General features: G+C 59.3%; 10 protein-coding genes. 4 read left to right on the top strand and 6 right to left on the bottom strand.

Annotated features, from left to right (window positions below):
* Positions 1-47 precede the first annotated feature (47 nt).
* The 3 genes from M6D32_RS07535 to M6D32_RS07525 are packed head-to-tail and all read right to left on the bottom strand — an operon-like array spanning position 48 to position 4,361.
* Complete coding sequence (locus tag M6D32_RS07535; protein ID WP_298254907.1) at positions 48-1,430, bottom strand: hypothetical protein; 1,383 nt, start codon at positions 1,428-1,430, stop codon at positions 48-50.
* Positions 1,423-2,976, bottom strand: coding sequence for a hypothetical protein (locus M6D32_RS07530; RefSeq protein WP_298254905.1), 1,554 nt, complete (start codon positions 2,974-2,976; stop codon positions 1,423-1,425). Before M6D32_RS07530 ends, M6D32_RS07535 begins: the two co-directional genes overlap by 8 nt.
* Positions 2,973-4,361, bottom strand: a complete 1,389-nt coding sequence (locus M6D32_RS07525) for a toll/interleukin-1 receptor domain-containing protein (protein WP_298254903.1) — start codon at positions 4,359-4,361, stop codon at positions 2,973-2,975. The genes M6D32_RS07530 and M6D32_RS07525 overlap by 4 nt, the downstream gene beginning before the upstream one ends.
* A gap of 792 nt (positions 4,362-5,153) precedes the next feature.
* On the opposite strand from M6D32_RS07525, the gene M6D32_RS07520 reads away from it, so the two are divergent.
* From M6D32_RS07520 to M6D32_RS07510, 3 genes are all read left to right on the top strand, one after another.
* On the top strand, positions 5,154-6,224 hold the full coding sequence (locus M6D32_RS07520; RefSeq protein WP_298254901.1) for an ABC transporter substrate-binding protein: 1,071 nt from the start codon (positions 5,154-5,156) through the stop codon (positions 6,222-6,224).
* Positions 6,225-6,356: 132 nt separating this feature from the next.
* Positions 6,357-7,091: an ABC transporter permease subunit gene (locus tag M6D32_RS07515; RefSeq protein ID WP_298254899.1), complete on the top strand. Its 735-nt coding sequence runs from the start codon at positions 6,357-6,359 to the stop codon at positions 7,089-7,091.
* Entirely contained in the window at positions 7,054-7,824 is a 771-nt protein-coding gene (locus M6D32_RS07510) for an ATP-binding cassette domain-containing protein (RefSeq protein WP_298254897.1), read from the top strand. Before M6D32_RS07515 ends, M6D32_RS07510 begins: the two co-directional genes overlap by 38 nt.
* Positions 7,825-7,887: 63 nt before the next feature.
* Here M6D32_RS07510 and M6D32_RS07505 read toward each other — a convergent pair whose 3' ends face one another.
* The 3 genes from M6D32_RS07505 to M6D32_RS07495 all read right to left on the bottom strand — a co-directional run bounded on the left by M6D32_RS07505 (position 7,888) and on the right by M6D32_RS07495 (position 11,760).
* Entirely contained in the window at positions 7,888-8,688 is an 801-nt protein-coding gene (locus M6D32_RS07505) for a xanthine dehydrogenase family protein subunit M (protein ID WP_298254895.1), read from the bottom strand.
* A gap of 126 nt (positions 8,689-8,814) precedes the next feature.
* Positions 8,815-11,163 (bottom strand): xanthine dehydrogenase family protein molybdopterin-binding subunit, encoded by a 2,349-nt coding sequence (locus tag M6D32_RS07500; protein ID WP_298254894.1) that lies wholly within the window; start codon positions 11,161-11,163, stop codon positions 8,815-8,817.
* A 111-nt stretch (positions 11,164-11,274) separates the two neighbouring features.
* A complete protein-coding gene (locus tag M6D32_RS07495; RefSeq protein ID WP_298254893.1) occupies positions 11,275-11,760 on the bottom strand; it encodes a (2Fe-2S)-binding protein in 486 nt (161 codons plus the stop codon).
* 581 nt (positions 11,761-12,341) lie between these two features.
* Between M6D32_RS07495 and M6D32_RS07490 the strand changes: the two genes are divergently transcribed.
* Complete coding sequence (locus tag M6D32_RS07490) at positions 12,342-14,054, top strand: PQQ-dependent methanol/ethanol family dehydrogenase (protein ID WP_298254892.1); 1,713 nt, start codon at positions 12,342-12,344, stop codon at positions 14,052-14,054.
* Positions 14,055-14,061: the final 7 nt, after the last annotated feature.

Raw genomic sequence — 14,061 nt, 5'->3', positions numbered from 1 at the left:
GAATAGGCACTGACTTCTGCGGCATGGTGGTGCGCGCGGACGCGCGATCAAACTTTACTCGTATCGTCGGGTGCCAAAATAATTGTCTCCGAGAAGTAGGGATGAAATTCGGGGAAGAGAGACATCAGGCGTCCGTCCTCCTGCAAGAACTCGTGGCTTGCACCGTCGATGAAAGGGGGTAGCAACGGTATGCGAGCGTTGGGGTTGTGTAAGACGACCATTCCTTCGACCCACGACTCCGAATAGTCCGGCTTTGAGACATCGTGAACGAAGTAGCGCGGCCGAGGATCGTCTTTGTTGTGTTCACCGCGCACCAGACCGCGCCGTATGATTTTCACGCGGCGGTCGCCGAAGCCGGCGATGTAACCCATTCTCGTGAACTTGCTAAGTGTACCCTGAGGGTTGACGATCACGGCGCTGACATTCTCGGAACCCGGATGGGAAAAGAACCCGGATGCCTCTTTTGACTTGCCCCATACGTGGTGTTCGATGCGCTCGATCTTCATCTTTCCATCTTCGATGTTGTTACGCACCCCGAAGACATAATCCGTGGCAGCCTGCGTTATGGCCCGCATCGTTCCGGTGTGATGAAAATCCTGGATGGCAAGGCAGAACGGCAAGCCGTCCATTTCCGGAATTGTCCAATAGGGCGACTTCCTTTCGAGCTTCCGCCGAAGCGCGCGGCCAAGCTTGATCGGGATAAAGTTCTCTAGATACGTTTTCATCTCATCCGGAGTATTGGGCAATTGGGACTCTCGGTTGTTCGGTGGGTTTATGGTTGTGGCTTCGATGCCGAGCGAACCGAACGGGCTGGTAAAAATGAAATCGGGCACGGCCGTGCCTGGCGCCCGCGCATATCCGAGTTCGGTGAAGGTCGCGAACAGATACAGTTCCCAAAGTCGCGCGTCGAAAGCCGTAGTCTGAAACTGCTCGACGAAATTGCCATCTGTGTCATCGTAAAATCGCATCATCGGCTTGATGATGTCGCGCGCTGAGGAATATTTGATGCCTTCGACAAGCCTTTTGAAGGTGGGATTTAGACGGGCATCATCGACCACAGGCGTAAAGAAATCGGTCGGCGGCTTAGGGTCGTCGGCCTGATAGAAGCTTTCGTCTGGCTGGGCCTGATGTGTTGTCATTGCCGAAAAAAGCCCGCTTCGCGAAGCATCCGGCGTCGGAAAGGAGACGTTGACGTTGATCGAACGGAAGCGATGCCGGTCGTCTTTGCCGAGTATGACCCAACCAAAATCATGATCGAATTTGTCGAAGGTCAGTATGCCGATGACCCGTTCGTCGGTCGTGGCATACCATTCGAGCTCTTCAATGATGAGAACGATTTTTGGATCGCGAGCGTATCCGGCAAGTGCTTCAAATAGACGCTTAGAAAGCGCCTGAATTCCTGATGGAGGGTCAATGCCCTGCTCAGACATAGAACTTAAAGGGCTGCTTCGCTGAGCCCTTCGCGCTTCCCATGGAAAGCACATCGCCGACCTTATCGGCGAAGCGCACCGTAACCGGTAGACCGTCGTTAAAGTTGCAGGCGTTGTAGTTGATTTTAGTCAGTCCCATGATGTCGGTAAGGACGTTTTCAAGCGGTGGCATCTCGTTGCTGGTGCGAAGCACGGATATGAAAAGCGGGTTGGGTGTCTCCGGTCCGATATAGGTGTCGAGCTGGGGCAAATAGCCGGTTGTCCAAAAATAAGCATTCTGGCTATCGAGAATGATAGCGGTGCCGCGTAGCACCGGATAGTCGCCATTGCGAAAGAGCTTTGTCTCGCCATAGGTCGATTTGATCCGAACACCAACAAGGGTCGTTTCCTTTGGAACGGCGCTCTTAAACGCGTCCCACTCTTCGTCATTGAAGGTCGTCCGACCGTGAATGAAAAGTTCCTTTGGGGGGCCGCCATGTTTGGCCAGATACGTTTCGAGCACCTGCCCAATAAGCTGCTTGGCCGCGGTCGGTTTCAAATGAAATTCGTTTTTTCCCGTCTTCCATGGCCCATTTGCGCCACGAAAAACGACGCCATCGCCTTCAGCGAGAAACATCTGCGCCGCACAGCACACGAATTCATTCGGATCGTTTGGCAAGAGTTTGTAGACGAAACCTATGTAGGCGACACCGGGTCGCGCAGATGCCAGCTTCCAAGGAGGCTCAGCTTGTGTCTTGTAATAAAGTCCCGTCGCGAGATTCCATCCTACCGTTGCCGCGTCTTGCAGGCGCCGGGTCGGATATCCCGCTTTGTTCAGGAAAGCGTCGGGCGCAAGCGTGGTCTCGCGGACCAGCTGAGATGTGTAATTAAGTTTCAGAAAGGCAGTCTTGGCCTGTCTGTGAAAATCTGGAATATCGTCGAAGATCTCTTCCGATGTTTGGTCAATAACAGGTCCCAGGAGCGGCAAATCGGTGCGCTCCTTCTGTTTCTTTCCGAAATCGCCCTTGACGAGCGATAGGCCCGTCCGTTTTGCCTTCGGCTTGCAGCGCTCAAAGACGAGTTCGGGCAGGATTAGAAACCAAACGTCTATTTTGTGTTCTTCGTTTTTGTCGTGCTGCTTGACTTTTGTGACGTAGACTTCAACCGCTTTTCGGACGGCTTCGTGTAAATTGATGGTGCGCGTGGCTTCATCAAGTTCCTTGGGATCAATCGCATAAGAAACGATCTTGTCGGGATCGAAAGAGAGACCAAACGCCTCTTCGATACCGGGAAAATTAGTAAGGTGAAGGCGGTTCTTCTTTTCGCCCCGCTTTGGCGGAGGAACGTCGATGCGGCCCTTAAGCTTTTTGGCCCAATCTTTAAAATGAGCGACACCTTGTGCGCTGCCGATCACACCGATCGAAAGCTGCGGAGTCTTCTGAGGTTTGAGATGCGGCCCGTAAAGAAATAGGCCGTCTTTCGGATAAGGGCTCTGCTGCCCGTACGAAAATTCCAGCGGCGGTTCGGGTATATGGAGAACGGGAAGCGATGTTTCAGTGAGCTTCATTCATCGTCCTCCTCGTCGGCGGGCGGACCAATAATTGTCGTTTCATCGACTTCTTCGGCCGCATCGTCGATTTGATCCGGCAAATCGGTCGTGACGGGTGAGGTGAAAAAGATCGGCACACTTTCGAGTTTAATTTGGTCGGCTGAGCCTACGGCGAGATCGATGTACGGGGCGTCCCCTACCAGCATTTCGAGGAAAGCCCGCAACCGTCCATGCCATTGCGGGTTACGCCAGCCCTTGCAAACTGAGCGGCGCAGGCGGTGCTGAGCTGCCTTATCGCCGACCACTGATCCAGCCTCGTCGCCAGAGACTTCCGAGAACAACACGCGGGATTTCATCTTGAAGTGATAGTAGGGCCAGAATGACGGAATAGCGGTAACGCCGAACGACCACACATGCTTCTTGGCGATGTTGCGCAGCATCGAGGAGCGCTTCTCGCCCTGTGTTCCCCAGCCAAATCGCTGACCAATCCGAGCCTGGTCGCGCGCTACATGAAACGCTATGTCGCTCGAATAAGCGAAGCTAAGCAGTCCGCGTTTTCTGGCGTAAGCCTCCCAAGCCTTCCGGAAGATCGATTGTACCCAATTGGATGCGTCACGGCCTTTGATCAAACGATCGGGAAATCCATCTTTGACAAAAGATAGCGCGTCGATCTCGTGGAGAACTTCGAACTTGCCGATATGGGGGAGCTTGGCGTTGACGTCGTCGAGAGAGGCAAACGAGAAAAAGCCTCGCTCGTGCGCCTGAGCGTGATATTCGAAATCGCCCGCTGCTTTCTGCAACGCGGAATGATCTACGGAGCCGGTCGGCGCGAAGTAGCGAATAGTGTCTGGAATTTCGACGACGCGTAACCAATTCGACGTTAGGGCCTCGGGCTCGTTCTTGATCTGAATGGCGTTACGCTGCCGGTACTGCTCCCAATTGGGGCTGATGCGAACCTGTAACGCATCGTGCGGGACATTTTGCTTTTGCAACGCGTCGAGCAGATCGTTCAAGCCGTCTGCCCAGCTCGCAGAGAAGTCGACATATTGAAGTTCGCCGATGCCGAATACTTTCTTGTAGGGTTGGATTCGCAGAGGAATGATGAATTGTGGGTCTTTCAGCTCTTTCACTAAATCTTCTGCGATGCCGATTTCCTCCTGAACGCCGTTACGCGCGAGGCTGGAATCCTGACAGCACAAGAGCATCTTGACTGCTTTGGATTGAAGGGTCGTGGTCAGTTCCTGGCGCCAGCGCATCCCTGGATCGAGCCTTAGAATGTCGGCATAGACGGCATAGCCCGCAGCCTCTAGGCGCGGAGCCAACCACAAGACAAACTCGTCATCTCCGGGAGTTGCTTTGCTGATGAAAACAACATTCCGACTTCCCACAGAGCTGTCGGCCATGAAAGGTACGCTTTGAGAGAATCACACCCTACAGATGTATTGGACCATCTAAATAGCTTTTTTGCTCGTCATTTTTGGCATTTGTAATTATTTCAACTGGTTAGTTCCCATTCAGTGCGACGTAAGACATTTCCCCTTGTGCCGTCGGGCAAATCAATGGTTGTTCTTCGCGCGTCCTTATGCCCGATCAAGAGGGGCGTTTCGCGATCGTCACGAACGTTGGGTAGGGGATGCGATGGACGCGTTGGCGTCGCCAGACGAGCGGCGGCAAGCGCGGACGGCGAAGTCGTGTGGTCTTGACGCCTCGACGCTGGCGTTAACACGGCGACAACGCTTACGCGTTGCGCCGGGGATGGTGACAAGAAAGCCCGATCACCAGAGAGAGCGCGCTATAAGCCGTAAAACCATCGCGCAGGGAAGGCCGGAATGTTTCGGCGGACCTGTGGTGACTAACTCGTGTCCTACCTTTTTTCGGACGCGAGGCTGCGGGTGCGCAAAGCATCCGGCTTTCCCTGCCCCCTCTGTTTCCAGAGGGACAACGATTTGGCATCGCCCGGACGAATCTCGCCGCGGGGATGCGGAGGTATGCCTTGATGGTATCCTTCGAGACGCATCGCTCGCGCGATGCTCCTCAGGATGAGGCCGGAACAAGTGGCCCTCAGGCCTGGCCGGAACCGGGCCTTTTCGTCGCATTGCATGGGAAACGCCGGTCTGGCACCCCGTCTTTGCGGGTCATATCCTGATCAGGATGTGCCATCCTGCTCTCCGTCGCCCCCACTCATGAGTCCCTCCTTGAACCCACGCAAAAAGCAGTCTTCGCGCGACCCCGGCGCGCGCAACTCGGCCGCTGGTCGCGGAAATTGGATTGGTTGGCTTCGCAGCCGGCGGCCGGCGCGGCTTGCCTGCCTTGCGGCATTTTTGCTGCTCATCACTGCCGGACCAGTGCCAGCCGCCGATACGCTCCGTGTCGGGTTCCAGGCCACCGGCACCTTCGCGTGGGTGCTCGACGTCATCCGTCGCCACCGCCTCGCCGAGCGCGCCGGACTGGATCTTCGCGTCAGCCAGTTCGCCTCGCCCGATGCCGGCAAGCTCGCGCTCAACAGCGGATCGGCTGACGTCGCGATTTCCGATTGGCTCTGGGTCGCACGGGAACGGGCGCTTGGCGGCAAGCTCGTGTTCTATCCGTACTCGAGTGCGGTCGGCGCCGTGATGGTGAAAGCGGATTCGCCCATCAAGGGGATCTCCGATCTCAAGGGCCGTGTGCTGGCGGTTGCCGGTGGTCCCCTCGACAAGAGCTGGCTGATCGTGCGCGCGGCCGCGCTCCAGCGCGGCATCGATCTCAAGCGCGAGGCGACGCTGCAATATGGCGCGCCGCCGCTGATGTTCCAGAAAACGGAGCAGGGCGAAGCCGACGCCAGCCTCAACTTCTGGAATTTCTGCGCGCGGCTGGAAGCATCCGGATTCCGATCGGTGCTCGATGTGCGCGACGCAGAACGCGAACTCGGCGCCGCCGAGCCCATCGCCATGGTCGGGTATGTTTTCCCGGAGGCGTTCGCAACCAGCCACCGCAGCGCGATCGATCGCTTCCTTGAGGTCGCGAAAGCCGCCAACGATATTTTGGCGAAGTCCGACAGCGAATGGGACGCGCTCCGCCCCCTGATCAAGGCCGAGGACGAGGCGACATTCCGCGCCTTGCGCGATCGAACCCGCGCCGGCATGCCGAAACGCTCGCTCGACGGCGAAATCACCGATGCCAGCCAACTCTTCAAGACGCTCGCAGACCTCGGCGGCCCCGAACTCGTGGGCCCGGCCAAAGGGCTCGACCCCCATCTCTATTACCATCCGTCCGTCAGCGGAGAGTAGGGCACCCGATCCCGCCTATTGGACTCGCGTCGGATTGCGCGGCCCGCGACTTCCGACCAAAGTGCAAATCGCCGGTGTCTCAGGGGTGATCGAGGAGGGTTCGGCAGTGGTCTTGCATGCAGGGAAACAGGCGTGGCGCGTCTTCTGTCGATCATCGTCCTTGTAGTCATCTGGGCCATCGCTGCCGCTCTCGTCCATTCCCGGATGCTGCCGGGCCCGCTGGCGGTGGTCTCCGAGATTGTTACCGAGACGGCAAGCGGAGAGCTGCCGTACCAGATGGGATGCACGCTGGCGCGGGTCGTCGTGGCGTTCTCGATCTCGCTCGTGCTTGGCGCCCTCGCCGGATTTGCCATGGGCCGCTGGAAGCGCGTGGACCGCTACGCAGATCCCTGGCTGGTCGTGCTGCTCAACCTGCCGGCATTGGTGACCATCATCTTTGCCTATATCTGGATAGGGCTGACCGAAACCGCAGCCATCCTGGCGGTCGCGCTGAACAAGCTGCCGAATGTCGTCGTCGTGATGCGCGAGGGCGCCCGCTCGCTCGATCCGGAACTCGACGAAATGGCGCGGGCATTCGGCTTGACGGGCTCGGTTCGCATGCGTCACGTCGTCATTCCGCAACTCGTCCCATATTTCGCGGCTGCATCAAGGTCCGGTCTTTCCATTGCCTGGAAAATTGTGCTGGTGGCGGAATTGATCGGACGCCCGAATGGTGTCGGCTTCGTGCTCGGCTCGGCGTTCTCGCTGTTCGATTTGACCAAGATCCTGAGCTATGCGTTAACGTTCATCGCAGTCATGCTGACAATTGAAAACCTTCTGGTGCAGCCACTTGAAAGACGAGCCCAACGCTGGCGCCGACGCACTTGAGCTTCGTATCGACAGCAAGACATACCTCTCGGCCGACGGAAATCCTGTCGAGGTGATCCGCGGTCTGACGCTCAGGCTTGAAGCGGGTACTTTCGGCGCACTGATGGGGCCGTCCGGCTGCGGCAAAACCACGCTGCTGCGCATTGCCGCCGGGCTCGATTCCGATTTTGTCGGGACGCGCCGCGTGCCGCCATCGCACCGGCTCGGCATCGTCTTCCAGGAGCCTCGCTTGCTGCCCTGGCGCACCGTCGAGGAGAATATCAACCTGGTGCTGCCCGAGGGAAAAACAGCGACCGATCTCGGGCCGCTGGTCGAGACGCTCGGCCTTGCGGCTCACATGGCGCACTATCCCGGCGAGCTTTCGCTGGGGCTGGCGCGGCGGGTTGCGATCGCGCGCGCCTTCGCGGTGCGGCCGACGCTGCTGCTGCTTGACGAACCTTTCGTCTCGCTCGACGAGACGACCGCGGCGCGGTTACGCGAGGAGCTGACCGCGTTGACGCGGCGCGAGAAGATCACCACGCTGTGCGTCACCCATGGTCTGGCAGAAGCGATCGAGCTTGCCGACCATCTGTTCTTCCTGAGCCACCGCCCGGCAGCGGTCGTGTTCGCAAGACAACTGCATCGGCGCGAATTGCCGCGCAGCAAGGCCGACATTGCATCGATCCAGCACGAAGTTCGCGACGCGCTGGCGCGGCTCGATGGCGCGACCGCCTCGTCTCCCGAAGGACGATGATGGAGAACACCATCGAGAAGCCAGGGTATGCGACGACCAACGGTCCTCGCATGCCCGAAAGACCTATCCCGCGGCCGTCACCGCGCGTTCCGCCATCACCTTGATCAGGTTGGCGCGGTAGTCGGCGGAGCCATGAATGTCGCTCATCAACCCGCTTGCGGCGATCGTGACGTTTGCCAGTGCACTGGCGCTCCAGTTCGCCTTCAGCGCGGCCTCGATCGCGGCAACGCGCATCACGCCATTTTGCGAGGCGCCGGTTGCGGCGACGCGGACGTCACCGGACCTTGTCTTGGCGACAAAGACGCCGGTCAGGGCAAAGCGCGAGGCGGGATGCGGGAATTTCGCGTAGCCTGCCTTGGCCGGAACCGGAAAGGCGACGGCAGTGATGATCTCGCCGTCTTCAAGCGCGGTGGCAAACAATCCCTTGAAGAAATCGTCGGCCGCAATCGAGCGCTTGTTGGTCTTGATGGTCGCGCCGAGCGCGAGCACCGCACTGGGGTAATCGGCGGAAGGATCGTTGTTGGCGAGCGAACCGCCGATGGTGCCGCGATGGCGGACGGCAGGATCGCCGATGTGTGATGCGAGGTGCGCGAGCGCCGGGATCGCTTTCTGCAAAGCCGAGTTTTGCGCGACTTCATAATGCGGCGTCGCGGCCTTGATCGTCACGGTGTCGCCTGAGACGTCAACGCCGATCAGTTCCTTGATCCTGGCAAGATCGATCACATCCGAGGGCGAGGCGAGCCGCTGCTTCATGACGGGAATCAGCGTCTGTCCGCCCGAAAGATATTTGGCGTCATTGCCCTTTCCGAACAGGGCAACCGCTTCGTCAACCGAGGAGGGGCGATGATAGGTGGTCTGGTACATGGGGTGCTCCCTGAAATCTCTTCTCTGTCATTCCGGGATGCGCCGACAGGCGCAGACCCGGAATCTCAAACCGTGCTTCAGATTCCGGGTTCGATGCTTTGCATCGTCCCGGAATGACGAACCTGCCTAAGCAGCTTTGCCGTTGATCACATGCCAGACACGATCGGGCGTCGCCGGCATTTCCAGTCTGTTGTTGCCGATCGCGTCCGTGATCGCGTTGATCACGGCAGCCGACGCGCCGATCGCGCCGGCTTCGCCGCAGCCCTTGACGCCGAGCGGATTGCCCGGACACAGCGTCGTGGTGTGCGACAGCTTGAACGACGGCAGATCGTCGGCGCGCGGCATGGTGTAGTCCATGAACGACGCCGTCACGAGCTGGCCGTTCTCGTCATACACCGCGCCTTCGAGCAGCGCCTGGCCGATACCTTGCGCGAGCCCGCCATGGACCTGGCCTTCGACGATCATCGGGTTGATCAGCCGGCCGAAATCGTCGGCTGCGACGAAGTTGACGAAAGTGGTCTTGCCGGTGCCGGGATCGACCTCGAGTTCGCAGATATAGGCGCCGGCCGGGAAGGTGAAGTTGGTGGGATCGTAGAACGCGGTCTCCTTCAGACCGGGCTCCATGCCCTCCGGCAGGTTGTGCGCGGTGTAGGCCGCGAGCGCGACCATCGGCAGCGCCAGCGACTTGTCGGTGCCGGCCACCTTGAACTCGCCGTTCTCGATGACGATGTCACCCTCGGATGCTTCAAGCAGGTGCGCGGCGATCTTCTTGGCCTTGGACTCGACCTTCTCCATCGCCTTGACGATCGCGGTGCCGCCAACGGCGAGCGAGCGCGATCCATAGGTGCCCATGCCGAACTGCACCTTGTCGGTGTCGCCATGCACGATCTGTACCTGGCTGATCGGAACGCCGAGGCGCTCGGAGACCAACTGCGCGAATGTCGTCTCGTGGCCCTGGCCGTGGCTGTGCGAGCCGGTGAGCACTTCGATGGTGCCGACCGGATTGACGCGGATCTCGGCGGATTCCCACAAGCCCACGCCGGCGCCCAGACTGCCGACCGCCTTCGAAGGCGCGATACCGCAGGCCTCGATGTAGCAGGACACGCCGATGCCGCGCAGCTTGCCTTCAGCCTTGGCCTTGGCCTTGCGCGCCGGGAAACCCGCATAGTCGATCGCTTTCATCGCCGCATCGATCGATGCGTGAAAGTCGCCGGCGTCATAGGCCATGATGACCGGCGTCTGGTACGGGAACTGGGTGATGAAGTTCTTCTTCCGCAATTCGGCCGGATCGACCTTCAACTGCCGCGCCGCAGTTTCCATCATGCGCTCGACGAGATAGCTCGCTTCGGGCCGGCCCGCGCCGCGATAGGCGTCGACCGGTGTGGTGTTGGTGTAGACCGTGATCACCTCGGCATGAATGGCTGGAATGTTGTATTGGCCCGACAGCAGCGTCGCATAAAGATAGGTCGGCACGGCCGAAGAGAACAACGACATATAGGCGCCGAAATTGGCGTGGGTCTTCACCCGCAGCCCTAGGATTTTGTTGTCCTTGTCGAACGCCATCTCCGCTTTGGAGATGTGGTCGCGACCATGCATGTCGGTCAAAAACGATTCCGAACGGTCGCCGGTCCACTTGATCGGACGGCCGGTCTTCTTGGACGCCCACAGGCACACCATCTCTTCGGGGTAGATGTAGATCTTGGAGCCGAAGCCGCCGCCGACATCGGGCGCGATCACGCGCAGCTTGTGCTCCGGAGCGACGTTGTAGAACGCCGACAGCACAAGGCGCGCGACATGCGGGTTCTGCGAGGTCGTGTACAGCGTGAAGTGCTCTTCGGCTTCATTGTAATCGGCAATCGCCGAGCGCGGCTCCATCGCGTTTGGCACGAGGCGGTTGTTGGCGAGCTCGAAGGTCACCACGTTGGCGGCCTTGGCAAAGGCGGCGTCGACCGCGGCCTCGTCGCCGAGCGTCCAGTCAAAGATCACGTTGCCGGGCGCTTCGGGATGCAGCTGCGGCGCGCCAGGCTTGATCGCGGCGCGGATATCGGGAACAGCCGGCAGTTCTTCATAATTGACGACGACGGCTTCCGCCGCGTCACGCGCCTGGTTCTTGGTTTCGGCGATCACGACCGCGACCGCCTGTCCGACAAAGCGCACCGTCTCCGGCGCCATCGCCGGCCACGCGCCCATCTTCATCGGCGAGCCGTCCTTGGAGGTGATGGCCCAGCCGCAGATCAGATTGCCGATCTTGTCGTCGACGATCTGTTGCCCGGTCAGGACGGCGATCACGCCCGGCATCTTCATCGCCGCGGAAGTATCGATGCCCTTGACCCTGGCATGGGCATGCGGGCTGCGGACGAACTGGGCGAATGTCATGCCCATCAGCTTGATATCGTCGACGTAGCGTCCCTTGCCGGTAATGAAACGCCGATCTTCCTTGCGCACGACGCTGGCGCCAATGCCTTCAACACCCATGGTCCTGTTCTCCCTACCGGAGTTTCAAGTCCCGCCATTTGTATCGAACGCGGCGGTCTGTTGTTGGTGACTAATCTGTCTTGTGACGAACGTATCTTGAGGTGCCTGCGGCTATTCGGCCGCCTGCGCGACCTTCATGTGGCCGGCGGCATCGAGCACCGCCTTGACGATGTTGTGATAGCCGGTGCAGCGGCAGATATTGCCTTCGAGCTCGTGGCGGACGGTCGTTTCATCGAGCTTGCCGCCATGGCGATGCACGATATCGATCGATGCCATGATCATGCCCGGCGTGCAGAAGCCGCATTGCAGGCCGTGATTGTCGCGGAACGCAGCCTGCATCGGGTGCAATTCGTCGCCCTTGGCAATGCCTTCGATGGTGGTGACGCTTGAGCCCGCGGCCTGTGCGGCCAGCATGGTGCAGGATTTGACCGCGCGGCCATCGAGGTGAACGGTGCAGGCGCCGCATTGGCTGGTATCGCAGCCGACATGGGTGCCCGTCAGGTTCAGATGATCGCGCAGGAGGTGGACCAGAAGTGTGCGGTCCTCGACGTCGGCCGAGACCGCCCTGCCGTTTACCGTCAGTTTGACTGTCGACATGTTTCCTCCCGGATTATGGCTTTGAGTTTGGCCGATTAGACCACGCGCTGTTTTTGGCGCAATTGCGATCATGGTAGTAGTTCCCCGTCCGAAGGGAAGGGGTAGACTGGCAAGGTTGGGGGGACGCGCGGCCTGGCAATTTGAGGCGGCACTAACGGTACCTGTCCAAGCCGGACGTATCGCCCGACCTCCAACCAGATCCTTGTAGACAACGGACCATTCGTGGCGCAACCGGGATCAAGGTAGTAGCCGAAAGTCTGGGTCGGATGGGCTGAAGTCTCGAGCCGCGCAAGGCGGGACGTCATCGGAAGGCCCGCTGATGCTCATTTGCTTCGACTGCAGCACGACCGCCTGGTGCGCGAGACAACCGTATTCAACGCAAATGGCTTCGTATTATCGCCGGCTTCCGGAAGGCCTGCCTGCCTTCGCGGCAACTACTACCTTCCGCCTATACTGTTGAAAAAAATCATTGCTGTACCTTCGACCATGATGCGGCGGGAAGATCCCTCATCCGTGGGCATCCGCGCCGCGCGCCAGGCAATGTTGCCGACGCGGTAAACAAGATTTCGGAGGAACAGATGATGCTGAGGAGCAGAAGTCTCTTTGCTAGCGTGTCGCTCGCCGTCCTTCTGATCGCGGGAGTGAGTGGTGCGCGCGCCAATGATTCGGTGATGAAGGCGGTTTCCAACCCTGATGATTGGGCGATCGCCGGTCATGACTACGGCAACACGCGTTTCAGTTCGCTGAAGCAGGTCAATTCTGAAAACGTCAACAAGCTGCAATTGGTCTATTCGTTGTCGCTGGCTTCGCTTCGCTCCAACGAATCGTCTCCGATCGTGATCGGCGATACCCTGTATGTCTCGACTTCATGGGGACCGAAATACGTCTACGCGATCGATGCCGCCACTGGCGCGCGAAAGTGGACCTATCAGCCGGACATTCCCGATGACGTGCTGCAAGAAGCCTGCTGCGACGTCAACAGCCGCGGTGTGGCTTATGCGGACGGCAAGATTCTGGTCGGCCGGCTGGATGGAAAACTCACAGCTCTCGACGCCAAGACCGGAAAGGAACTGTGGACGACGACCGTCGTGGACTACAAACAAGGCTCGGTCATTACCTCGCCGCCGCTGGTTGTGCGCGACAAGGTCATCACCGGCTTCGGTGGCGGCGAATACGGAGTTCGCGGCTCGCTGCAAGCATTCGATCTGAATACGGGCAAGCAGCTCTGGCAGACCTACACGGTACCGGCGCCCGGCGAGCCGGGTAGCGACACCTGGAAAGGCGACACCGGCCTTCACGGCGGCGGTGCGGCGTGGCTGGTTGGTTCCTACGACGCCAAAACCGACACCGTGTTTTGGGGCACCAGCAATCCGGGACCATGGAATACCGGGGTACGTTCGACCGGAAACGGGGATTTCGGCAAGCTGACCAATCTATATACGTCCTCGACGCTCGCGATCGATCCCAATACCGGCAAGATCAAGTGGTATTTCCAGGGCACGCCCGCGGATGCGTGGGACTACGACGGCGTCAACGAACTGGTCTTCGCCGACCTGAAGATCAATGGCTCGGAAACGCCGGTGATCATGAAAGCCGATCGCAACGGCTTCTTCTTCGTCGTCAATCGCGACAACGGAAAAATGGTCTCCGCCGAAAAGTTTATTTATGCGAACTGGGCCAAGAAGTGGGACGTCAAGACCATGCGCGCGGAAGAAGACCCCGACAAGCGTCCGGGTCCCGGCCATCCCGCGAAGGACATCTGTCCGAACCTGATCGGCGGCAAGAACTGGCAGCCGATGTCGTTCAACCCACAAACCGGACTCGTTTACATTCCCACCAATAACGTTTGCATGGATTGGTCGGTGAGTGACGTCGCCTACAAGCGCGGCGTGTTCTATCTCGGCGCCGAGTTCCCGACCAAGGAAGGACCGGGCGGCTTCCTCGGAGAACTGATTGCCTGGGATCCCATTGCCAACAAGAAGGTCTGGGGTATCAAGGAAGATCTGCCGTTTAACGGTGGAACGCTGACGACCGCGGGCAACCTGGTGTTCTCCGGAAACCTGCACGGCGCTTTCCGGGCAATCGATGCCAAGACCAGCAAGATTCTGTGGAGCAAGAATCTGGGATCCGGAATCGGAGCGGGACCCGTGACCTATTCAGTCGGCGGCAAGCAATATGTTGCTGTTGTGGTCGGGCGAACCGCTGCGCTTCCGGCGTTCCTCGGCGATGTCGGCAAGAAGATGGTTGCTGCGGCGCCCGAGGGTGGGTCACTGTTCGTGTTCGCCCTTCCTTGACCGAACC

This window comes from Bradyrhizobium sp., assembly GCF_027307225.1.
GTDB lineage: Bacteria > Pseudomonadota > Alphaproteobacteria > Rhizobiales > Xanthobacteraceae > Bradyrhizobium.
This window is presented reverse-complemented; position numbering and strand designations above follow the sequence as displayed.